General features: G+C 58.9%; 19 protein-coding genes. 2 read left to right on the top strand and 17 right to left on the bottom strand.

Annotated elements, in window-relative coordinates; genetic code table 11:
- Nucleotides 1–30: 30 nt before the first annotated feature.
- From purF to leuC, 14 genes are all read right to left on the bottom strand, one after another.
- Complete coding sequence (purF, locus tag ACN1C3_RS19045) at nt 31–1,536, bottom strand: amidophosphoribosyltransferase (protein WP_419117310.1); 1,506 nt, start codon at nt 1,534–1,536, stop codon at nt 31–33.
- A 41-nt stretch (nt 1,537–1,577) separates the two neighbouring features.
- Nucleotides 1,578–2,138, bottom strand: coding sequence for a CvpA family protein (locus ACN1C3_RS19040; RefSeq protein WP_419117309.1), 561 nt, complete (start codon nt 2,136–2,138; stop codon nt 1,578–1,580).
- Between the two features lie 98 nt (nt 2,139–2,236).
- Nucleotides 2,237–2,896, bottom strand: coding sequence for an SPOR domain-containing protein (locus ACN1C3_RS19035; protein WP_419117308.1), 660 nt, complete (start codon nt 2,894–2,896; stop codon nt 2,237–2,239).
- A complete protein-coding gene (gene folC / locus ACN1C3_RS19030) occupies nt 2,880–4,187 on the bottom strand; it encodes a bifunctional tetrahydrofolate synthase/dihydrofolate synthase (protein WP_419117307.1) in 1,308 nt (435 codons plus the stop codon). The genes ACN1C3_RS19035 and folC overlap by 17 nt, the downstream gene beginning before the upstream one ends.
- Nucleotides 4,184–5,104 carry an acetyl-CoA carboxylase, carboxyltransferase subunit beta gene (accD, locus tag ACN1C3_RS19025; RefSeq protein ID WP_419117306.1) on the bottom strand — a complete coding sequence of 307 codons (921 nt, stop codon included), beginning with the start codon at nt 5,102–5,104 and terminating at the stop codon, nt 4,184–4,186. Before accD ends, folC begins: the two co-directional genes overlap by 4 nt.
- A gap of 270 nt (nt 5,105–5,374) precedes the next feature.
- A complete protein-coding gene (locus tag ACN1C3_RS19020) occupies nt 5,375–5,998 on the bottom strand; it encodes a phosphoribosylanthranilate isomerase (protein WP_419117305.1) in 624 nt (207 codons plus the stop codon).
- Between the two features lie 63 nt (nt 5,999–6,061).
- The gene (gene truA, locus ACN1C3_RS19015) at nt 6,062–6,916 is read right to left on the bottom strand and encodes a tRNA pseudouridine(38-40) synthase TruA (RefSeq protein WP_419117304.1); all 855 of its coding nucleotides are present in this window, start codon (nt 6,914–6,916) and stop codon (nt 6,062–6,064) included.
- A 195-nt stretch (nt 6,917–7,111) separates the two neighbouring features.
- Nucleotides 7,112–9,730: a FimV/HubP family polar landmark protein gene (locus ACN1C3_RS19010; RefSeq protein ID WP_419117303.1), complete on the bottom strand. Its 2,619-nt coding sequence runs from the start codon at nt 9,728–9,730 to the stop codon at nt 7,112–7,114.
- Nucleotides 9,731–9,938: 208 nt separating this feature from the next.
- Nucleotides 9,939–10,949, bottom strand: a complete 1,011-nt coding sequence (locus tag ACN1C3_RS19005; protein ID WP_419117302.1) for an aspartate-semialdehyde dehydrogenase — start codon at nt 10,947–10,949, stop codon at nt 9,939–9,941.
- A gap of 283 nt (nt 10,950–11,232) precedes the next feature.
- A complete protein-coding gene (gene asd, locus ACN1C3_RS19000) occupies nt 11,233–12,345 on the bottom strand; it encodes an aspartate-semialdehyde dehydrogenase (RefSeq protein WP_419117301.1) in 1,113 nt (370 codons plus the stop codon).
- 67 nt (nt 12,346–12,412) lie between these two features.
- Nucleotides 12,413–13,495 (bottom strand): 3-isopropylmalate dehydrogenase, encoded by a 1,083-nt coding sequence (gene leuB, locus ACN1C3_RS18995; protein WP_419117300.1) that lies wholly within the window; start codon nt 13,493–13,495, stop codon nt 12,413–12,415.
- A 65-nt stretch (nt 13,496–13,560) separates the two neighbouring features.
- Complete coding sequence (locus tag ACN1C3_RS18990) at nt 13,561–14,328, bottom strand: class I SAM-dependent methyltransferase (protein WP_419117299.1); 768 nt, start codon at nt 14,326–14,328, stop codon at nt 13,561–13,563.
- Between the two features lie 172 nt (nt 14,329–14,500).
- Nucleotides 14,501–15,145, bottom strand: coding sequence for a 3-isopropylmalate dehydratase small subunit (leuD, locus tag ACN1C3_RS18985; RefSeq protein WP_103395076.1), 645 nt, complete (start codon nt 15,143–15,145; stop codon nt 14,501–14,503).
- 10 nt (nt 15,146–15,155) lie between these two features.
- Nucleotides 15,156–16,574, bottom strand: a complete 1,419-nt coding sequence (gene leuC, locus ACN1C3_RS18980) for a 3-isopropylmalate dehydratase large subunit (RefSeq protein WP_419117298.1) — start codon at nt 16,572–16,574, stop codon at nt 15,156–15,158.
- Between the two features lie 147 nt (nt 16,575–16,721).
- Here leuC and ACN1C3_RS18975 point away from each other — a divergent pair, with 147 nt between their 5' ends.
- Nucleotides 16,722–17,606, top strand: a complete 885-nt coding sequence (locus tag ACN1C3_RS18975) for a LysR family transcriptional regulator (protein ID WP_419117297.1) — start codon at nt 16,722–16,724, stop codon at nt 17,604–17,606.
- Between the two features lie 74 nt (nt 17,607–17,680).
- Complete coding sequence (locus ACN1C3_RS18970; RefSeq protein WP_419117296.1) at nt 17,681–20,965, top strand: PAS domain S-box protein; 3,285 nt, start codon at nt 17,681–17,683, stop codon at nt 20,963–20,965.
- Nucleotides 20,966–21,059: 94 nt separating this feature from the next.
- Here ACN1C3_RS18970 and ACN1C3_RS18965 read toward each other — a convergent pair whose 3' ends face one another.
- From ACN1C3_RS18965 to ACN1C3_RS18955, 3 genes are all read right to left on the bottom strand, one after another.
- Complete coding sequence (locus ACN1C3_RS18965; RefSeq protein WP_419117295.1) at nt 21,060–22,019, bottom strand: tRNA dihydrouridine synthase; 960 nt, start codon at nt 22,017–22,019, stop codon at nt 21,060–21,062.
- A gap of 163 nt (nt 22,020–22,182) precedes the next feature.
- Nucleotides 22,183–22,611: an acyl-CoA thioesterase gene (locus ACN1C3_RS18960; protein ID WP_419117294.1), complete on the bottom strand. Its 429-nt coding sequence runs from the start codon at nt 22,609–22,611 to the stop codon at nt 22,183–22,185.
- A 50-nt stretch (nt 22,612–22,661) separates the two neighbouring features.
- The gene (locus ACN1C3_RS18955; protein WP_419117293.1) at nt 22,662–23,495 is read right to left on the bottom strand and encodes an alpha/beta fold hydrolase; all 834 of its coding nucleotides are present in this window, start codon (nt 23,493–23,495) and stop codon (nt 22,662–22,664) included.
- Between the last annotated feature and the right edge of the window lie 23 nt (nt 23,496–23,518).

The following is a 23,518-nucleotide window of genomic DNA, read 5'->3' as shown; positions in this document are numbered from 1 at the left end:
GCTGCCTACTCCTTAGTCTTGATGTCTAAATCAGTTGTTGTACAGGTCGATGATCGCGCTGACTGCCTGAGTCTTGACCTTGGAGGCGTCGTTACGCGCCTGCTCGATCTTGTTCAAATAGGCCTCGTCGATGTCACCGGTCACGTACTTGCCATCGAACACCGCACAGTCAAAGCTCTCGATCTTGACCTTGCCACCACCGACCGCCTCGATCAGGTCCGGCAGGTCTTGATACACCAGCCAGTCAGCGCCGATCAAATCTGCGACGTCCTGGGTGGTGCGATTGTGCGCGATCAGTTCGTGAGCGCTCGGCATGTCGATGCCGTAGACGTTCGGGTAGCGAACAGCCGGAGCCGCCGAGCAGAAGTAAACATTCTTCGCACCCGCTTCACGGGCCATCTGAATGATCTGCTTGCAAGTAGTACCGCGAACGATGGAGTCATCCACCAGCATCACGTTCTTGCCGCGGAATTCGAGTTCGATGGCGTTGAGCTTCTGGCGTACGGATTTTTTCCGTGCAGCCTGACCCGGCATGATGAAGGTCCGGCCGATGTAGCGGTTCTTCACGAAGCCTTCACGGAACTTGACGCCCAAATGGTTCGCCAGCTCCAGTGCCGCGGTGCGGCTGGTGTCCGGAATCGGGATAACCACGTCGATATCGTGTTCTGGACGCTCACGCAGGATCTTGTCTGCAAGCTTCTCACCCATGCGCAGGCGAGCCTTGTAGACCGAAACGCCGTCGATGATCGAATCCGGACGGGCCAGATAGACATGCTCGAAGATGCAAGGCGTGAGTTTTGGGTTGGTCGCACACTGACGGGTGTGCAGCTTGCCGTCTTCAGTGATGTAGACCGCTTCGCCTGGAGCCAGGTCGCGAATCAGGGTGAAGCCAAGCACGTCCAGGGAAACGCTTTCCGAGGCGATCATGTACTCGACGCCTTCATCGGTATGACGCTGGCCGAAGACGATCGGACGGATGCCGTGCGGATCACGGAAACCGACGATGCCATAACCGGTGATCATCGCAACCACGGCGTAACCACCCACACAACGATTGTGTACGTCAGTTACGGCGGCGAAAACGTCTTCTTCGGTTGGCTGCAACTTGCCGCGCTGGGCCAGCTCGTGAGCGAACACGTTGAGCAGGACTTCCGAATCGGAGTTGGTGTTGACGTGGCGCAGGTCAGATTCGTAAATCTCCTTGGCCAGCTGTTCAACGTTGGTCAGATTGCCGTTGTGCGCCAGGGTGATGCCATACGGCGAGTTGACGTAAAACGGTTGAGCTTCGGCCGAAGTCGAGCTACCCGCGGTCGGATAACGCACATGGCCAATACCCATATGCCCGACCAGGCGCTGCATATGCCGCTGATGGAATACATCACGGACCAGGCCGTTGTCCTTGCGCAGGAATAACCGGCCGTCATGGCTGGTCACGATACCGGCAGCGTCCTGGCCGCGGTGCTGGAGGACGGTTAGCGCGTCATACAGCGCCTGATTGACGTTCGACTTACCGACGATACCGACGATGCCACACATGCGACGCAACCCCTACTTAATGGATCTGAACTGAACACAACTCACTGAGGCGTTTTGGCCGTCGGCAAGAGGTATTCCTTGAACGGTATTTCAGCGGGTACGCTGATACCGCTGGCAAGCCACTGACTGCTCCACCCAAGGATCAGGTTTTTGGACCAGTCTGCAACCAATAGAAATTTTGGCACGAGTCGTGACTCCTGCCACCACGCGTCCTGCTGTACCGGCCCCAGGCTTAATAGCCCGACCGCCACGACCACCAGCAACCCGCCACGCGCAGCGCCGAAGGCTGTGCCGAGAAACCGATCGGTCCCGGACAGGCCGGTGACGCGAACCAGTTCGCTGATAAGATAATTGATCATTGCGCCTACCAGTAAGGTGGCGACAAACATGATGGCACAGCCCGCGATCACGCGAGCCGAAGGTGTTTCGATGTATCCGGCGAGGTACTGGGACAATGAGCCACCGAACATCCAGGCTACGACTCCTGCGATGATCCATGTGAGCAGCGACAGTGCTTCTTTGACGAAGCCGCGACTCAAACTGATCAAAGCGGAGATGGCGATTATTGCAACGATCGCCCAGTCAACCCAGGTAAATGGCACAGTGCAGCCTACAGACGGATAAGGCGGCGCATTTTAGCAGAGCGCATGCCTGTCGGTAAGCTGCGATTGTCAGTGCATTTCAAATGAGGCCGATAGCCTCAACCACGTTCAGGCTGAAAACGCACCACAAAACCCTTGAGATTCTGCTGACGACTCAGCAAGTCCCGCAGACGATCGGCTTCAGCACGCTCGATCAGCGGCCCGACAAATACTCGATTTTTTCCGTCGGCGGAACGGATGTATGCGTTATAGCCCTGACTGCGCAGGGTTTTCTGCAAGCTCTCGGCACTTTCCCGACTGGTCAGGCTGGCCAATTGCACCGACCAACTGACCGACAGACCATTGGCATCGACTCGGCTTTGACCCACATCAGGCTTTGCCATTGCTGGCGCGACCGGCGGTGCAGCAGCCGGCTTGGGTGCCGCAGGCACTGTCGCAGGTTTGCTGGCAACGACCGGAGGAGCTTTCGGGGTGACCGGCACGCTCGGCGCAATAGGCATCGACGGCGCTTGCTGTTGAGCAATCTCTTCGTCACTCGGAACCGGCTCTTGCGGCAAGCTTTGCGGCTCAGGCACGACCACCGGCTCAACCTGCACCTGCGGAACAGCAGGCGCTTGAGGTGCGGCCGGCGCTTCAACGCGGACCTGGCGCTGCTCATCCTGACGGGAAAACAGCATCGGCAAAAAGATCACCGCCAACGCCACCAGAACCAGAGCTCCGACCATACGCTGCTTGTAAGCGTTATCCAGCAAAGCCATTTGCAGCCTCCTCCGTGGAGCGCCGGGCTAACCATTCGAGAGCCTCGGCAACACAATAAAATGATCCGAACAGCAGGATTTCATCCTCGGCCGTCGCTTGGGCACACTGCCCTTCCAACGCGGCAGAGACACTCTCATAGGACGTCACTGACGCACCAAGGTTCTGCAAGGCCGCTTGCAGATCCGCGACCGGGCGACTGCGCGCAGAATTCAGCGGGGCAACAGCCCACTGCTGGACACTACCATTCAACTCGGCGAGAACCCCATCAAGATCCTTGTCGGCCAGCAAGCCAAACACCGCCAGACGCTTGCCCACCAAAGGGCGGCGAGCCAGGCGATGAGCCAGATATTCCGCCGCGTGCGGGTTATGACCCACATCCAGCAGCAGATTCAGACGCTTGCCGTGCCAGTCAAACTGACGCCGATCAAGACGACCGACTACCTGAGTTTTTTTCAACGCTTCGACGATTTGCTCCGCCTGCCAGGGCAAACCGAGCAACAGGTAAGCCTGCAATGCCAGCGCAGCGTTTTCCATCGGCAGATCAAGCAGAGGCAAATCATGCAGCTCAACAGCATGACCCTGCGCATCAAGACCACGCCATTGCCAGTTGCGCTCGGTGATACCCAGATCGAAATCGCGGCCACGCAGGAAAAACGGGCAATTGAGCTCGCGCGCCTTGTCCAGCAAGGGTTGAGGAGGATTGAGATCGCCACAGAGCGCAGGCGCGCCCTGGCGGAAGATGCCGGCCTTTTCGAAAGCCACCGACTCACGGGTATCACCCAGCCAGTCGGAGTGATCGACACCGATGCTGGTCACCAGCGCAAGATCGGCATCGATCAGGTTGACCGCATCCAGACGACCGCCCAGACCGACTTCCAGCACCACAGCATCGAGACCTGCACGCTGAAACAGCCAAAACGCCGCCAGGGTGCCCATCTCGAAATAAGTCAGGGAAATGGCGCCGCGACCGGCTTCGACTGCCACGAAGGCTTCGCACAACTCAGCGTCAGTGGCTTCGACGCCATTGACCTGCACCCGCTCGTTGTAACGCAGCAGATGCGGCGAATTGTAGACACCGACCTTGAGCCCCTGCGCTCGCAACAAGGAAGCCACGAATGCACAAGTAGAACCTTTGCCGTTGGTACCCGTAACCGTGATCACCCGAGGCGCCGGTTTGCCCAACCCCATCCGGGACGCTACCTCTTGCGAGCGCTCCAGCCCCATGTCGATGGCCGACGGATGCAACTGCTCAAGGTAAGCGAGCCAGTCGCCAAGGGTACGTTCGGTCATAGGTTTGCAGGCACCGGTGGGATTACGATCGTCTCGATCGGGGCGGCAATAAATACCGGCGTCGGCAGGCCCATCATTTGCGCCAGTAGGTTACCCAGACGCGGACGCAGTTCCTGACGGGCGATGATCATGTCGATAGCACCGTGCTCCAGCAGGAACTCACTGCGCTGGAAGCCTTCCGGCAGTTTTTCACGCACGGTCTGCTCGATCACGCGCGGGCCGGCGAAGCCGATCAGGGCTTTAGGCTCAGCGACGATCACGTCGCCAAGCATCGCCAGACTGGCGGAAACACCACCGTAAACCGGGTCAGTCAGCACGGAGATGAACGGAAGGCCTTCCTCACGCAGACGCGCCAGAACCGCCGAGGTCTTGGCCATTTGCATCAGCGAGATCAGCGCTTCCTGCATCCGCGCACCACCAGAAGCGGCGAAACAGATCATCGGGCAGCGGTTTTCCAGTGCGTAGTTGGCGGCACGAACAAAACGCTCACCAACGATGGCACCCATCGAGCCGCCCATGAAGGAGAACTCGAACGCGGACACCACCACTGGCATACCCAGCAGGGTACCGCTCATGGAAATCAGTGCGTCCTTCTCACCGGTCTGCTTTTGGGCAGCGGTCAGACGGTCTTTGTACTTTTTGCCGTCACGAAATTTCAGGCGATCCACTGGTTCCAGGTCAGCACCCAGTTCGGCACGGCCATCTACGTCGAGGAACAAATTGATGCGCGCGCGCGCGCCGATACGCATGTGATGGTTGCACTTGGGGCAAACATCCAGAGTCTTTTCCAGCTCCGGGCGATACAGCACAGCGTCGCAGGACGGGCATTTGTGCCATAGACCTTCAGGCACCGAGCTTTTCTTCACCTCGGAACGCATGATCGAAGGGATCAGTTTGTCTACTAACCAGTTGCTCATGCTTTCTTTCTCCAGTACCGGCAGCCCGAACGCCTAACGTTCGAAGCCCCGAGTATGCCCTTGAGCTAAATTCACGTGTGCGGCGATGATCAGTTGGTTACCGCGGTCAGCGCGAGGCTTGACCTGCGTGCAACCCAACAAACCCTCAGCCATCCCGGCCACCACTTCAGAGCGGTTGCCACTTCGATTTCGGCCCGTCCAGCGACGGGTACCAGCCTGTTTTGTACAGTGGTGTTATGGACGGCGGCAGACTGCCAGCCGTCACATCGACTACTTGCTGCTATGTACGGCTTGAATAAACGCACGAATCTTCGCGTGATCCTTGATGCCTTTGCTCTGCTCCACCCCGCCACTGACGTCCACCGCATACGGGTGGACCTGCGCAATGGCCTCAGCCACGTTCGTTGCAGTCAGACCTCCCGCGAGGATGATCGGCTTGCTCAGGCCCTCCGGTATCAATGACCAATCGAAGGCTTCACCGGTACCACCAGGAACACCTTCGACATAGGTATCGAGCAAAATACCGCTGGCACCCGCATAAGCCTTGCAACTGGCGGCGATGTCATCGCCGGCCTTGACCCGCAGCGCCTTGATGTAGGGCCGGTGATAGCCTTCGCAATCAGCCGGGGTTTCGTCGCCATGGAACTGCAACAGATCCAGCGGTACCGCATCGAGAATTTCACCCAGCTCGCAGCGGCTGGCGTTGACGAACAGGCCAACGGTGGTCACAAACGGCGGTAACGCAGCGATGATCGCCCGCGCTTGCTGCACGCTCACCGCTCGAGGGCTTTTGGCATAGAACACAAAACCAATCGCATCCGCCCCGGCATCAACCGCCGCCAACGCATCTTCTATGCAGGTAATCCCACAAATTTTGCTGCGAACGGCTGACATATCGTTTGAACCTCAGGACTTATCCGAGAAAGTCCCGGATGGTAGCAAATGCTTTTCCGGGCGTCAGCCGTCAAGTTCCGAGAAACCGGTCAGGAAATGTGGACCGATGAAACGCTCGGGCAGTTCGAACTCGTCGTGGTACTCGACCTGCACCAGATACAGCCCGTACGGATGAGCAGTCACACCGCCGGTTCGGCGAACACGGCTTTCGAGTACTTCTTTGGCCCACTCCACCGGCCGCTCACCTGCGCCGATGGTCATAAGGACCCCGGCGATGTTGCGCACCATATGATGCAGAAATGAACCGGCACGGATATCCAGCACAATCATCTTGCCGTGCTGGGTCACCCGTAGATGGTGGAGCTTCTTGATCGGTGACTTGGCCTGACACTGACCAGCGCGAAAAGCACTGAAATCGTGAGTCCCGACCAGATGCTCGGCGGCTTCGGCCATGCGCTGTACGTCCAGCGGGCGATGGTTCCAGGTAATTTCCTGGTTCAAATGCGCCGGACGAATCTGATCGTTATAAATCACATAACGGTAGCGCCGAGCGATCGCCTTGAAGCGCGCATGGAAATCGGCTGGCATGACCTTGGCCCAGCTCACGCTGATGTCATGGGGCAGATTGATGTTGGCGCCCATGACCCAGGCCTTCATCGAGCGTTCGGCCTGGGTATCGAAATGCACCACTTGCCCGCAGGCATGCACACCGGCGTCCGTGCGCCCGGCACACATCAGCGACACCGGAGAATCGGCGACTTTGGACAAGGCATTTTCAAGGGTTTCCTGCACCGTCAAAACACCGGAAGCCTGACGCTGCCAGCCGCAATAACGCGAACCCTTGTATTCAACACCCAAAGCGATTCTGGAAAAGCCTGCGGCCGCCCTTTCGGCGGCCGCGTTATCTATATTTGCCAAGGACTTACAGCCTGCTGATTGTCGCAAAGACGCCCATTATAAGGCCGCGCCCCACGGACGCCATACATTATCAAGCGTACGCAAAACCAAGGAACTGCCGCAGGCTGTGATCTTTTGGGACGCACGGCGCTCTATGCCAGAAACAACAACGGCAGCCTCAATGGCTGCCGTGGTCGTTATACGGGGTGTATTTTATCAAGCTATACGTGCCAGCATTTCCTTGGCTTCGCTTTTCTGGCCTTCATCGCCCTCAGTGATCACTTCACCGAGGATGTCCCGTGCACCATCGTTGTCGCCCATGTCGATGTAAGCCTGGGCCAGGTCCAGCTTGGTCGCGACCTCATCGGTACCCGAGAGGAAATCGAACTCAGGCTCGTCAGTGGCCGCTGCTGCGTCCTCAGCCGTGAAACGGTGCTCGGCGAACGGTTCTGCAATAGGCGGTTGTTCCAGGCTTTGCGATAGACGATCAAGCTCGGCATTGACGTCATCCAGCTCGGAGGCGAATGCATCCGGCTCGACGTGCGCATCCATTTCGTCAGACAGAGACAGATCGAAATCCGCCGGCAGCTCCAGATCATCGATCGACGCCTTGGCAACCGTTGGCGCCTCAGTTGCTGGCAGGTCCTTCAGATCATCATCAAGACTCAGCAGGAACTCGTCATCGGCCAGCATTGAATCTGACATGTCGCCGCCCAGATCAAGGTCGAAATCCGACAGGTCGTCCAGACTGCCCTTCGCTTCGGTCTGCTGCTGCAACACCGACTCAAAACTCAAATCGTCATCCAACGGAAAGGCGTCAAGCTCGGGCTGAGGCTGAGGCTGAGGCTCTGGCGCTGCCACCACCGCAGAAGCCGTCTCCAGATCATCCAGACTCAGATCAAAATCCGTATCAAACTCATCATCCGCTGCAACCGGAGCCACGGAGGGTGCCTCAGGCTCATCAAGCAGCAGGTCCTTGACGTATTGGGCATCCAGCTCAGCAGCCACTGCCGCTGCGCCGAGACCTGCGACCGCCCCCACTGCAACCATCGTCGGGAAACGGCTTTTCAGCTGTTCGACTTCAGCGTAATTTTTGCCATTAGCAACCAGCTGACGCTCTTGAGCGACAAATGCGTCACGGTCGCCCTGCGCGCCATAGACTTCCATCAGCTTCAAGCGCAGATCGCTGCGCTGTGGCTCGTGCTTGATGGCCACTTCCAGAATGTCAGCAGCCTGATTCAGCGCACCGCGCTCGATGTGCGATTGCGCTTGTGCCAAAACGTCGTCCGAACGCTCAGCTGCAGGCGCTATCAATGGTGCGGCAATAGGCGCCACAACCACAACGGGAGCAATGGGAGCTGGAGTTGGAGCGAGCGTGACGCTCGGCGGTGGAACTTCAAGACCTTCGAAGCTGCTTTCCGGCAAATCCAGATCGGAAGAAAATTCTGTTTCCTCTGACAAGGCACGCGCCATGCGCAGATGCTTCTCGGCCTCTTGCTGAGCTTTACGACGACGCGCCAGCAACAGCAGCAGCAACAGAAGCACTATCGCGCCGCCACCGACCAACCCCATCAGGACGGGATTGGTCAGCAAGTCATTGTATTTCGACTCTTCTGCGGGTGGGGTCGCCGCTTGAATCGGTGCCTCGGCAGGTACAGCTGCAGGTGTAGCTGCATCAGGTGCCGGTGCTGGCGCTGCGTCTGCCGGTGGCGTCACCGCAGTCTGAGCATTAGCGACCAACTCAGCCGGCATCGCCGTCGAAGGCTGAGCAGCGCCCGCACCTTCGGCTTGCAACTTGGCCAACTGATTGTTCTTCAACTCGATCAAGCGCTGGAGCTTGTCCAGCTGGCTTTGCAAATCCGTCATGCGGCTTTTCAACTCGGCATTGTCGCGCCGGGTCGTGTCGAGACTTTCCTGAGTGACAGCGAGCTTGTTGCTCAGCACCTTGCTGTCGCCAGCAGCGCCTTTGCCGCGAGCTTTGCCAGAATCAGCGGAAACCAGACTCAATTTATCTTTGGCTGCCGCCTGCGATGGCGCGGCATCGCCACGCGCACGCCTGGTGGCATCCAGTTGCTGCGGTCGCGAGGCCAGGCGGCGGCCGTGACGCCAGGCAGTGTTCTGCGCGGCGACTTCAGCAATGGCCTTAGGCTGCGGCAGGCTGGTGCTTTGCTCAGGGTCCGGCAAACGCAGTACCTGACCGGTTTTCAGCCGATTGATATTGCCGTCGATAAAGGCATCCGGGTTCAGCGCCTGAATGGCCAGCATGGTCTGCTGGACCGAAGCACCTTTACGGGCTTTCGCGGCGATCTCCCAAAGGGTGTCGTGTGGTGTAGTCGTGTATTGCGCAGTCTTGCTTGCCCCGGTGAACGGAGCATTAACAGCAGCAGCTTGAGCTGGCGCCGGTTGAGCAGCAGCATCAGCGGTCTGTGGAGAGAACTTCGAGGGATCAAGCAGCACACTGTAGTCGCGCAGCAGACGGCCATTAGGCCACATCACCTGAACCAGGAATTTGACCATCGGTTCGGAAAGCGGCTTGCTCGACATCACGCGCAAGACACTTTTACCGCTGGGATTGAGCACCGTGATGAAGGTTAGGTCCTTGAGGAATGCCTGACGATCGACACCCGCCTTGGCGAACTCTTCTGGCGAGGCCAGGCTCGGCACCACTTCGCCAGCAGTGAGATCCTTGACATCAAGCAGTTCGATTTCCGCCACAAACGGCTGGTTCGGAGTCGACTTCAGGGTCAATTCCCCAAGACCAAGGGCCTGCGCCATACCGGAGGACAGCGCCGAGGCGGCCGCAATTGCTAACACCAGTTTGCGAACTTGAACCATAGCCTCATCCTTTGTTTGAACACTCCCCGGCCAGGCGAGAAGGTGTAGTAGCCGCTGCCATAAGGCATTGCGCGCAATGTCGAGCGTAAACTGCACGCGATTATTTCATTCATGCCCTTGGAAGCCCCAGACGGCGGCTCACCCCCAAGCAATCGGCCAAGCATACTGCCCAGCCAGAATCATTCTGCAAATTGTTGCCAAGTATCTTTTACAGGAGGTCTTTTATCAACAATTCAGCCAACTGCACAGCGTTGAGCGCCGCGCCTTTGCGTACGTTATCTGACGTCAGCCACAGATTAAGTTCCGCCGGGTCATCGACACCGGTCCGAACCCGCCCGACATAAACCACATCCTGCCCCACCGCATCACCTACTGCGGTCGGGTAATCACCCGCTTCGACCAGCTCGACACCTGGAGCAGCATCCAGTGCGGCATTGACCTTTGCGAGGTCGATATCGGTCGCTGACTGCAAGGTCACGGTAAAGCTATCGCCAAAAAACACCGGGGCTTGAATACAAGTGACAGAAATCTTTAACAAAGGCTCTGTCAGTACGTCGCGCAGCTCTCTGACGAGGCGTTTTTCCAACATCGTGTGGCCTTGAGCATCAGGGGTGCCGACCTGAGCCAACAGGTTAAAGGCCATCTGCCGATCAAAGAATCGCGGTTCCAACGGGCGGACGTTGAGCAATTCGGCAGTTTGCCGGGCCAGCTCTTTAACAGCTTCGCGACCCTGGGAGGAGACTGCCAGGCTGGCCGTCACGTTGACGCGCTGAATCTCGAGCAAACCACGCAACGGTGCCAACACCACTGCCAACGCCGTAGCTGATGCGCTTGGGCTGCTCAGTTGCACTGGCTTCTTCAGCCCCGCCAACACATGGCCATTGGCTTCCGGAACGACGTGCGGCGCCTGGTCAGCAGGCAAGGCACCGGACAAATCAATCACTGCACAACCGGCAGCTGTAGCGCGCGGCGCAAAACTCAGCGTAGCCGCAGGGCCGGCAGCGAAAAACACCAGTTGAACCTTGCTGAAGTCGAATTCGTCGACTTCACGCACCCTTATGTTCTTGCCGCGAAACGGCACCGAATGCCCCGCCGACTCGCTGCTGGCCAGCAGGTGCAAGTTGGCAACCGGAAAATCACGCTCTTCGAGAATCTGGACGAGGGTTTCGCCGACAGTACCGGTGGCGCCGATCACGGCAATATCAAAGGACTGGCTCATGTTGCTACCTCAGGCGAAACGGGGGAGCGGCACTTTACCGGGGGTTTGAGGGGCAGGCAATTCACGGGAGGTTTTGTGGTGTCTGTGCCGGCCCTATCGCGAGCAAGCTCGCTCCCACACTGGATCTTTGTTGTACACAGAATCTGTGTTCACTGAAGATCTACTGTGGGAGCGAGCCTGCTCGCGATGACGGCCTGGCAGACACTAAGGAAACCTCAGACCGGCAACATAAAAAAAACCCGCATCTCTTTCAAGACACGGGCTTTTTTAAAACATCAAACCATCAACGCTCAAGCAGAATCCGCAACATGCGACGCAGCGGTTCGGCCGCGCCCCACAGCAGTTGGTCGCCAACGGTGAAGGCACCGAGGAACTGCGACCCCATGTTCAGCTTGCGCAGACGGCCCACCGGGACATTCAGGGTGCCGGTGACCTTGGTTGGGCTCAGCTCCTGCATGCTGATTTCACGCTGGTTCGGCACCAGTTTGACCCATGGATTGTGCTGGCTGATCAGCCCTTCGATATCGGCGATCGGCACGTCTTTGTTCAGCTTGATGGTCAGCGCCTGGCTGTGGCAGCGCATGGCGCCGATCCGCACGCAGATGCCGTCGACCGGGATCGGGCTCTTGAAGCGGCCGAGGATCTTGTTGGTCTCGGCCTGAGCTTTCCACTCTTCACGGCTCTGACCGTTCGGCAGTTCCTTGTCGATCCACGGGATCAGGCTGCCGGCCAATGGCACACCGAAATTCTCGGTCGGGAACGCGTCGCTGCGCATGGCTTCGGCCACTTTACGGTCGATTTCGAGGATGGCGCTGGCCGGGTTGGCCAGTTCATCGGCGACAGCGGTGTGGGTCGCGCCCATTTGCTTGATCAGTTCACGCATGTTCTGCGCGCCGGCACCGGAGGCCGCCTGATAGGTCATGGCGCTCATCCACTCCACCAGACCGGCTTCGAACAGTCCGCCCAGGCCCATCAGCATCAGGCTGACGGTGCAGTTGCCGCCGATGTAGTTCTTGGTGCCGGCGTCGAGCTGCTGGTCGATGACCTTGCGGTTCACCGGATCAAGCACGATCACCGCGTCATCCTGCATGCGCAAGCTGGAAGCGGCGTCGATCCAGTAACCCTGCCAGCCGGCTTCGCGCAATTTCGGGAAGACTTCGCTGGTGTAGTCGCCACCCTGGCAGGTCAGAATCACGTCGAGGGTTTTCAGCTCTTCAATGCTGTAAGCGTCCTTCAGCGGGGCAATGTCCTTGCCCACGGACGGGCCTTGGCCACCGACATTGGAAGTGGTGAAAAACACCGGCTCAATAAGATCGAAATCCTGCTCTTCCAGCATCCGCTGCATGAGCACGGAACCGACCATACCGCGCCAACCGATCAGACCTACACGTTTCATCGCAACTACACCTTTTACAAAAAGTGGGCGCGCTTGCCAACATCAGCGACAAGCGGGGCCCAAGAGATTACAGATTCCGCAGCGCGGCGACTACTGCATCGCCCATTTCCTGCGTACCGACTTTGGCACAACCCACCGACCAGATATCACCGGTACGCAAACCTTGATCCAGCACCAGGCTTACGGCTTTCTCGATGGCATCAGCGGCATCCTGCAGATTGAAGCTGTAACGCAGCATCATCGATACCGACAAAATGGTCGCCAACGGGTTGGCAATGCCTTTCCCGGCGATGTCCGGTGCCGAACCGTGGCACGGCTCGTACATGCCCTTGTTGTTGGCATCCAGCGACGCCGACGGCAGCATGCCGATGGAACCGGTGAGCATCGACGCTTCGTCGGAAAGAATGTCACCAAACAGGTTATCGGTGACGATGACGTCGAATTGCTTCGGCGCGCGCACCAGCTGCATGGCGGCATTGTCGACGTACATGTGGCTCAGTTCGACGTCCGGGTAGTCCTTGGCCACTTGCTCGACGACTTCACGCCACAGCTGGCTGGAGGCCAGAACGTTGGCTTTGTCCACCGAGCAAAGCTTTTTGCCGCGCACTCGCGCCATGTCGAAACCGACTCGGGCGATACGACGGATCTCGCTTTCGCTGTAAGGCAGTGTGTCGTAGGCCTGACGCTCGCCACTCTCAAGTGTGCGGGTGCCACGAGGCGCGCCGAAATAGATGCCGCCGGTCAGTTCGCGGACGATCAGGATATCCAGACCGGCAACGATTTCCGGCTTGAGGCTCGATGCGTCGGCCAGTTGCGGGTAGAGAATCGCTGGACGCAAATTGCCGAACAGCCCCAGTTGCGCACGAATTTTCAGCAAACCGCGTTCTGGGCGGATGTCACGTTCGATGGCGTCCCACTTCGGGCCGCCTACAGCGCCGAGCAGCACCGCATCGGCAGCGCGAGCGCGGGCCAGGGTTTCATCAGCCAAAGGCACGCCGTGCTTCTCGATGGCCGCGCCACCGATCACGTCATGACTCAGCTCGAAGCCCAGGCTGTACTTGTCGTTCGCCAGCTCCAGCACCTTGACTGCTTCGGCCATGATTTCCGGGCCAATACCGTCACCTGGGAGAATCAGAATCTGCTTGCTCATGCTTTCCTCATGTCATCAGTCGGCATGCCCGTAGGCATGCCCGGAAAAATTCTATCGTTCGGCGCTTATCGTTCAGCCATCAACACCAGCACATCAGTACTGAACGAACCATCGGCCTCAATCTCAAAATACTCGCGCACTTCGTTGCCCATGGCCTGCTGCAACTCACGAATCGCCACCCGCAACGCCTGAGGCGTACGCATACGCTCGACCCAGGAGGTGTACTCCAGTCGCAGACGCTGACGCGTGGTGCTGCGGGTATGCAAACCCGCTTCGCTGACCTGACGCAACCACTCACCGGCAGAATAATCGCGCACATGACTGGTGTCGCGCAGCACTTCGACGCTTTGCAGGTACGTGTCGAACAATGGACTGCCCGGCGACATTACATCGATAAACGCCGCCACTCCACCCGGCTTGAGCACCCGCCGCACTTCGCGCAGGGCCAGACCGAGATCGCTCCAATGGTGCGCCGAATATCGGCTGAAGACGAAATCGAATTCGCCATCGGCGAACGGTAAACGCTCGGCGGCGCCCAGCACTGTCGTTACGTTGTTCAAACCACGATCGACCGCCGCACCCGCCACCACGTCGAGCATCTGCTGGGACAGGTCGTAAGCCACTACCTCTTTCACCAACGAAGCGACATGGAAGCTGACATGGCCGGCCCCACAACCCAAATCCAGGACTTTTGCATCGGAGTGACCAGCCAGCTCGGCCTGTAGCAGCGCGAATTCGGTGCCTTGAGCATGCACGGCGCTGCTCAGATAGGCCGCGGCCTGTTCACCGAATTGCTTTTGTACCACTTGGCTGTGCTGGGGACTGCTGGTCATGGTGACTTCCTTTTAGGGTGAGTCTTGTGTTGTTTGTGCGACCGTCATCGCGAGCAAGCCCGCTCCCACATTAGATTGGGTATGGCTTCAATATCCCGCCCGACACAAATTTAGTGTGGGAGCGGGCTTGCTCGCGATGAGGCCGGAACTGCCTACAACAACTTCGGATCAATCACGCGTCGCGAAACAACCACGGCTGGCTCGCGCGATGCTTGGCTTCGAAGGTGGCAATCGCATCGCCGTCCTGCAGGGTCAGACCAATATCGTCGAGACCGTTGAGCAGGCAATGTTTACGGAACGCGTCGATTTCAAAGCTCAAGACCTTGCCGTCCGGACGGGTGACCGTCTGCGCTTGCAGATCAACCTGCAATTGATAGCCAGGATTCGCTTCGACCTGCTGGAACAGCTCATCGACTTCGGCATCGCTCAAGATGATCGGCAGCAAGCCGTTCTTGAAGCTGTTGTTGAAGAAAATATCGGCGTAGCTCGGCGCGATGATGCTGCGGAAACCGTATTCTTCCAGCGCCCACGGCGCATGCTCACGGCTCGAGCCACACCCGAAGTTCTCCCGGGCAAGCAACACGCTGGCGCCTTGATAACGCTCGGCGTTGAGCACGAAATCCTTGTTCAACGGGCGCTTGGAGTTGTCCTGATAAGGCTGCCCCACGTCCAGATAACGCCATTCATCGAACAGGTTCGGGCCGAAGCCAGTGCGTTTGATCGACTTGAGAAACTGCTTGGGAATGATCTGATCGGTGTCGACGTTGGCACGATCCAAAGGCGCGACAAGACCAGTGTGCTGGGTAAAAGCTTTCATGCTGCGCTCCTCAGATCAATTCACGGACGTCGATGAAACGACCGTTGACGGCGGCCGCTGCGGCCATGGCCGGGCTGACCAGGTGCGTACGACCACCGGCACCCTGACGGCCTTCGAAGTTGCGGTTGGAGGTCGACGCACAATGCTCGCCCGATTCCAAACGATCCGGGTTCATCGCCAGACACATCGAGCAACCTGGTTCACGCCACTCAAAACCAGCCTCGAGGAAAATCTTGTCCAGACCTTCCAGTTCAGCCTGCGCCTTCACCAGACCCGAGCCCGGGACCACAATCGCCTGCTTGATGGTCGAGGCCACTTTACGGCCCTTGGCGATCACCGCCGCAGCGCGCAAGTCTTCGATCCGCGAATTGGTGCAGGAACCGATGAACACACGGTCCAACTGAATATCGGTAATCGCCTGATTGGCGCTCAAACCCATGTACTTCAAGGCGCGTTCAATAGAGCCACGCTTCACCAGATCGGGCTCTTTAGCCGGGTCCGGCACGTTCTGATCAACCGCGAGCACCATTTCCGGGGACGTGCCCCAGCTGACTTGCGGCTTGATCTGAGTGGCGTCGAGCTCAACGATGGTGTCGAACTTCGCATCGGCGTCGGACACCAGATCTTTCCAGGCTTCGACCGCCAAGTCCCATTCCGCGCCTTTCGGAGCAAACGGACGGCCCTTGACGTAAGCGACAGTCTTTTCGTCCGCAGCAACCAGACCCACCCGTGCACCGGCTTCGATGGCCATGTTGCAGATGGTCATACGGCCTTCGACCGACAGATCGCGAATCGCGCTACCGGCGAACTCGATGGCGTGGCCGTTGCCGCCGGCAGTGCCAATCTTGCCGATCACCGCAAGCACGATGTCTTTGGCGGTCACACCGAACGGCAATTGCCCTTCGACTACAACCTGCATGTTCTTCATTTTTTTCGCGACCAGGCACTGAGTGGCGAGCACATGCTCGACCTCGGAAGTGCCGATCCCGTGAGCCAACGCACCAAATGCGCCGTGGGTCGAGGTATGGGAATCGCCACAGACGACGGTCATGCCCGGCAAGGTTGCGCCCTGCTCCGGGCCGATCACGTGGACGATGCCCTGACGGATGTCGTTCATCTTGAATTCGACGATGCCGTATTCGTCACAGTTGTCGTCAAGGGTCTGAACCTGCAAACGCGAGACCTGGTCGACGATGGCTTCGATACCGCCTTTACGCTCCGGGGTGGTCGGTACGTTGTGGTCCGGGGTCGCGATGTTGGCATCGATACGCCAAGGCTTGCGCCCGGCCAGACGCAGGCCTTCAAAGGCTTGTGGCGAGGTCACTTCATGAATGATGTGACGATCGATATAAATCAGCGCCGAGCCATCGTCGCGCTGTTTAACCAAATGCGAATCCCAGAGCTTGTCGTACAGCGTTTTGCCGGCCATCAGACGGTCCTCATCAGCTTGTTTCTATGCCGTGGGTTTTGATGCATCTCAATAACCCCTTGGCTTGTGAGGTCGATCCTATGGCGTTACATTAAATAACTCAAATTCATATTTTTCATGCTTTGGATAACCATTTGGAATACAACCATGGACCTGGCCAACCTTAATGCTTTTATCGCGATCGCCGAGACCGGTAGCTTCTCCGGTGCCGGCGAACGCCTGCACCTGACGCAGCCTGCGATCAGCAAACGCATCGCCGGGCTGGAGCAGCAACTCAAGGTGCGATTGTTCGACCGTCTGGGTCGGGAAGTCAGCCTGACTGAAGCCGGGCGCGCCCTGTTGCCCCGGGCCTATCAGATCCTCAACGTGCTGGATGACACCCGCCGAGCCCTCACCAACCTCACCGGCGAGGTCACCGGTCGGCTGACCCTGGCCACCAGTCACCACATTGGCCTGCACCGCCTGCCGCCGTTGTTGCGGGCCTTTACCCGGCGCTATCCAGAGGTAGCGCTCGATATTCAGTTCCTCGATTCGGAAGTAGCTTACGAAGAAATCCTCCATGGCCGCGCCGAACTGGCGGTGATCACGCTTGCACCAGAGCCGCACGCACTGGTGAGGGCGACGCCGGTCTGGGACGACCCGCTGGACTTCGTTGCCGCCCCCGAACATCCGCTGGTCAGCAATGGCGCGGTCAGCCTGGCCGACATTGCCCTGCATCCGGCAGTATTTCCTGGTGGTAACACTTTTACCCACCACATTGTCCAGCGCCTGTTCGAAGCTCAGGGATTGACGCCGAATATCGCCATGAGTACCAACTATCTGGAAACCATCAAGATGATGGTCTCCATCGGTCTGGCCTGGAGTGTTTTACCGCGCACTATGCTCGACGATCAGGTGGCGCGCATTCCTTTACCGGGCATACAACTCACTCGCCAGCTAGGCTATATCCTGCACACCGAACGGACACTGTCGAATGCTGCGCGGGCTTTCATGGCCTTACTGGATGCACAAATCGATTTGCCACGGACCTAGGCATAAGTTGTGCTGCCCGTTATTGTTTGGAACCCTCGTGCTAAACGCCCTATTCAGCCTAAGGCCTGCTGCCAATGCACAAACCCGCTGATCGCTCTCGCCCCCCCCCTATGCCGCGTATTCGGGCACTCGACCCGAAAACGTCGGAACAGAGCTGGGAAAGTGCCCCACAATTGCTCGCCGCGCTGAACGGCGCGCGCCTGGGTGCCTGGTATTGGGACATAGAACGCGGGCAAATCAGTTGGTCACGCGGCACGCAGGCATTGTTTGGCTTCGACCCGCGGCAACCACTGCCAGCCGACCTGGAATATCTGGATCTGCTGCCCGTCGAGGATCGGGCCAAAGCCATGCGCGCCTTTCAGGCCGTGGTCGCTGGAGCGCCATTGGAGCAGGCGATGCATCACCGAATCCGCTGGCCGGACGGCAGCCTGCATTGGCTGGAGATCAACGGCAGCCTGCTGCCGGACAAGAACGGCAAACCGCGAATGATCGGCGTGATTCGCGAAATCACCCATCAACGCCAGCGCGAACAAGCCTTGAGCAGCTCGGAAAAACGCTTCGCCACGCTGTTTCATCTGTGCCCTAACATGGTGCTGCTGACCCGCCAGGAAGACGGTCTGATCAGTGAGGCCAATCAATATTTCGAAAGCCTGTTTGGCTGGCCGGTACAAGATGCAATCGGCCGCACGACACTTGAACTGGGCCTCTGGGTCGATCCTGAACAGCGAGCCCAACTGATCAAAGCGACTAAAGCCAAAGGCGAACTGATCAACATGGAGGTGCAGTTTCGTGCCAGCAGCGGGCAAATCCACGACGGCATTCTCAGCGCGCAAAAGGTCGAGCTGGAGGGTCAGCCTTACCTGCTCAGCACCTTCCTGGACACCAGCGAACGCAAAAACGCCGAACAAGCCCTGAAAGACAGCCAGGAGCGCCTTGACCTGGCACTGGACTCCGCCCAGTTGGGCACTTGGGACTGGCACATTCCCAGCGGCATGCTGTATGGCTCGGCACGCGCCGCACAGCTTCATGGCCTGGATCCCAAGCCTTTTCACGAGCCCTTCGATGATTTTTTTGAAGGCGTCCCCGGTGAAGAGCGCGACGGCATGCGCAATGCCTACCGCAGCCTGCGGGAGGGACCGGCCGGCAACTATCAGTTGACCTATCGCGTGCAGCTGGCAGACGGCAGCTCGCGCTACCTGGAAAGCCGTGCCCGGCTCTACCGCGACGAAGATGGCAATCCGTTGCGCATGGCCGGCACCTTGCTGGACATCACCGACCAGGTTGAGCGCGAGCAACGTCTGATCGCCTCCGAAGAGAAATTCGCCAGCCTGTTCCAGGTCAGCCCGGACCCGATTTGCGTGACACGCCAGGACACCGGCCAGTTCATCGAGATCAACTCCAGCTTTACCCAGACATTTGGCTGGACCGCCGCCGATGTCATGGACCGCAGCGCTGATGAGATCGGGCTTTGGGACGACTCGGTGAAGCGCCGGCAACGCATCGAGCAAGTCATCCGAGAGCAGGCGCTGAACAATGTCGCGGTGGTTGTTCATCACAAAGACGGACAAGCCTTGACCTGCGTGATCTCGAGTCGCCAGATCAGCGTCGGCGACCAGCCTTGCATCGTCACCACATTGCGCGACATCACCCAACAGCAACGCTCCGAGGCCGCGCTCAAGGCCAGCGAAGAGAAGTTCGCCAAGGCCTTTCACTCCAGCCCCGACGCCATCACCATCACCGAACGCGACTCCGGACGCTACCTGGAAGTCAATGACGGCTTCTGTCGACTGACCGGCTACCGCGCGGACGAGGTGATCGGGTGCACCGTGTATCAAGTCGGTATTTGGGCCGAAGAGAAACAGCGCTCGACCTTGCTCGCCGAATTGAAGATAAAAGGCCGGGTTCATCACCTGGAAATGCTCGGCCGCAACAAACGCGGGGACATTCTCACGGTCGAGGTTTCCGTCGAGCCCATCACCCTGAATGAAACTCCGTGCCTGCTACTGACGGCGCGCGACGTCAGCCTGCTGAAGAATGCCGAGGCGCAGATCCGCCATCTGGCTTACCACGACCCACTGACCAACCTGCCCAACCGCGCATTGCTGATGGACCGACTGAGCCAGCAGATCGCGCTGCTCAAACGGCACAACCTGCGTGGCGCCCTGCTGTTCCTCGACCTCGATCACTTCAAGCACATCAACGACTCCCTCGGCCACCCGGTGGGCGATACGGTGCTGAAAATCATCACCGCCCGGCTTGAGGCCAGCGTGCGCATGGAGGACACCGTTGCGCGCCTTGGGGGCGACGAGTTCGTGGTCTTGCTCAGCGGACTGGAAGGCACCCGCAACGAAGTCAGCGATCAAGTCCGGGAGCTGGCCGACACCTTGCGCGAGTTACTGTCCGAACCGATGTTCCTCGACGGTCAACGGCTACAAGTCACGCCAAGCATCGGCATTGCCTTGATTCCCGATCACGGCTCGACCCCGGCCGACCTGCTCAAGCGCGCGGACATCGCCCTGTACCGCGCCAAAGATTCAGGGCGCAATACCACGCAGATGTTCCACAGCACCATGCAAAAAGCTGCCAGCGAGCGACTGCGCATGGAAACCGACCTGCGCCTTGCCCTCTCACGAGGCGAGTTCAGCGTGCACTTCCAGCCGCAAATCGATGCCCGCAACGACCGCATTGTGGGCGCCGAAGCACTGGTTCGATGGCAACACCCCGAGTTGGGTGCACAACCCCCCACGGAGTTCATCAAAGTATTGGAAGAAAGCGGACTGATCCTGGAGGTCGGCACCTGGATTCTCGATGAGGCCTGCCAGGCTTTCCGCCAACTGATAGACGAAGGCCGGGTCGACCCGCTCGACTTCAGCCTCTGCGTAAACATCAGTCCACGGCAGTTTCGCCAGAACGACTTCGTCGAACGAATCGAACGCAGCCTGAGCAACCAACAACTGCCCTGTTCGCTATTGAAACTGGAGATCACCGAAGGGATTGTGATTCAGAATCTCGACGACACCGTCAACAAGATGCGTCGTTTGAAAAAGCTCGGCGTGAGCTTTGCCATGGACGATTTCGGTACCGGCTACTCCTCGCTGACCTACCTCAAGCGCCTGCCTGTGGATGCCCTAAAGATCGATCAATCCTTCGTCCGCGATTCCACCACTGACCCGAACGACGCGGAAATCATCCGCGCCATCGTCGCCATGGCCCTCAGCCTCGATCTGGCGGTGATCGCCGAAGGGGTGGAAACCTCGGAGCAGCTTGAGTTCTTGCAAGGTCTGGGCTGCCATTTGTATCAGGGCTACCTGTATAGCCGGCCGCTACCACTGGAAGAGTTCAAGAAGCTGCTGAAATAGCGGGCACAAAAAAAGGGCGTCGATGTGACGCCCTTTTTTGCAGCGGTTTTAGTGTTGCAAGGCCGGCTTTTCCGTCCCGTTGATTGGGGAAATTTCAGGCTGCTTCGGTGCGCTGAACGCCCAGCAAACGCCCGACCTGATCCAGATCGGTTTCCCGGCGCATCGCCGTGAACAGCTCAACCGCTTCAGGGTAATTACGTGTCAGCATCGCCAGCCACTGCTTCAAACGGCCCGGCGCCGAACGCGGAGTCAGTTGTGCGACGGCTTGTGCCCAGAATTCCTGAAGCATCGGCTGCAGATCGACCCAGGACATTTCGACAATTTCTTCGCCGGCTCGCGCCGCCGCAATCTGCCGCGCCAGATCCGGACGCGACACCAGACCGCGACCGAGCATGATGTCTTCGACACCGCTGATCTCGCGGCAGCGGCGCCAGTCTTCGACACTCCAGATATCGCCATTGGCAAATACTGGCACTTTGACCACTTCCTGGACCCGTGGAATCCACTCCCAATGGGCTGGGGGCTTGTAGCCGTCGGTCTTGGTCCGTGCATGTACGACGATGTGCGCGGCGCCGCCCTCGGCCAGGGCTGTGGCGCACACCAGCGCGCCGTCCGGACTATCGAAGCCCAGGCGCATCTTGGCCGTCACCGGGATATGCGCCGGCACCGCGCGACGGACTTCGGCGACGATAGCGTTCAGCAGTTCCGGCTCTTTGAGCAGCACTGCCCCGCCGCGAGACTTGTTGACGGTCTTGGCCGGGCAGCCGAAGTTCAGGTCGATGACTTGCGAGCCCAACTCGCAGGCCAGTGCGGCGTTTTCCGCCAGGCATACGGGGTCGGAGCCGAGCAATTGCACGCGCAACGGCACGCCGGCAGCGGTCTTCGCACCGTGGAGCAACTCAGGGGCCAGCTTGTGGAAGTAAGCAGGGGTCAGCAGGCGATCGTTGATGCGGATGAATTCGGTCACGCACCAATCGATACCGCCGACCTGGGTCAACACGTCCCGCAGGATGTTGTCGACCAACCCCTCCATGGGCGCCAAAGCAATTTGCATGGATAACACTCAACGAAAAACGTGCGGCAGTTTACTGGATTCTCAGACGAAATTTGCAGAACATCGCTGATTGAGTGTGGGAGCGGGCTTGCTCGCGATGAACGATGACGCGGTGCTTCTGAACAACCGCGGTGCCTTCATCGCGAGCAAGCCCGCTCTCACATTAGATTAATGCCGGGCCATAGCCCTCGATAAATTCTGCAGGCATACGTTTGGGCTTACCACTGGACAGCTCGATACACACGAACGTGGTCTGGGCGCGGAGCAAGGTAGTGTTATCGCTTGGGCGGACCAATTGAAAGCGCCGGGTCATTTTCAGGCGTTCATCCCAGTCGACGATCCAGGTCGCCAACTGCAGCTCATCATCTTCGTAGGCAGCGGCCAGGTAATCAATCTCGTGGCGCACCACGGCCATCGCCCGGTCCAGCCGCCGGTACTCGGTCAGGTCCAGCCCCAGGCGCTGCGAATGACGCCAGGCGCAGCGCTCGAGCCAGGTGACATACACCGCGTTATTGGCATGCCCAAGCCCGTCAATGTCCTCAGCACCCACCTGCAGATCAATGATAAATGGCGTTGCCAGATCCCAGCCCATGCCCCAACTCCCCGGTCAGATAAATTCGACCGGGGCAGTGTAACGGATGCTCAGGCGGATTGGCGCGATTGCAGACTGCGCCCGGCAAGCAAGGCCAGCACGCCCTCAATCAGGCGAGGGTCAGCCAGTACACGCTGATGGCCGCCCTCTTCCAGGCGCAACAGACGGCTGTCAAACCAGGCCTCGTGAATCAACTGCGACTCATTGACCAGGACAAAGCGATCATCCTCGGCATGCACGATCAGACCTGGCATATCCAATTGATAGTGGGCCACATCGAGCCGGGACGCTTGCATGCCAACCTCCTGCTCAACTTGCCGGATAAAGGCTGAACGCGCTTTCGGCGGCAAGCGCACATAGCGGGCAAAACCGCGCAGCACACCCAATATGCGGGCAGGTGCGGCGATGCTGACCAGGGTTTCGGTTTTCAAGCCCAACTGGACCGCCAGCATGGCGCTGGCACCTCCCATGGAGTGACCGATGACAGCCTGCAGCGGTGGCAATTCCGCTGCAGCCTCGAGCATGGCGCGGGCGAACAACACGACATTTGCCTCACTACCAGGAGATCGACCGTGGGCCGGGCCGTCCAGCGCGACCACGGTGTAGCCGGCGTCGACCAGCGCTGAGATCAGGCTGGCGAATTGCGTCGGCCGGCCTTCCCAGCCATGCATCAACAGAACGGTTGGCCCCTGCCCCCAGCGCAACGCCGAAAGTCCAAAACGCAAGGTGATCCGCTCGGATTTTGCCAGCAACGGCAATTCCCAATCCCGCGGCGGTAGCTCGCGCGGCGTCATGAACGCCAACCGCATCTTTTTCGCTACCAACCGTGGCGCAAACCAACCCAAGGTGCCATTAACGCCACGAACCCAACTTAAAGTGCTCATCGCTCATCTCCTCAGGCTTTCGC

Origin of the sequence: Pseudomonas sp. H11T01 (assembly GCF_048515765.1) — a bacterium.
Classification (GTDB): Bacteria; Pseudomonadota; Gammaproteobacteria; order Pseudomonadales; family Pseudomonadaceae; genus Aquipseudomonas.
Note: the sequence above shows the minus strand (reverse complement) of the source record. Positions and strands in the feature narration are given on the sequence as shown.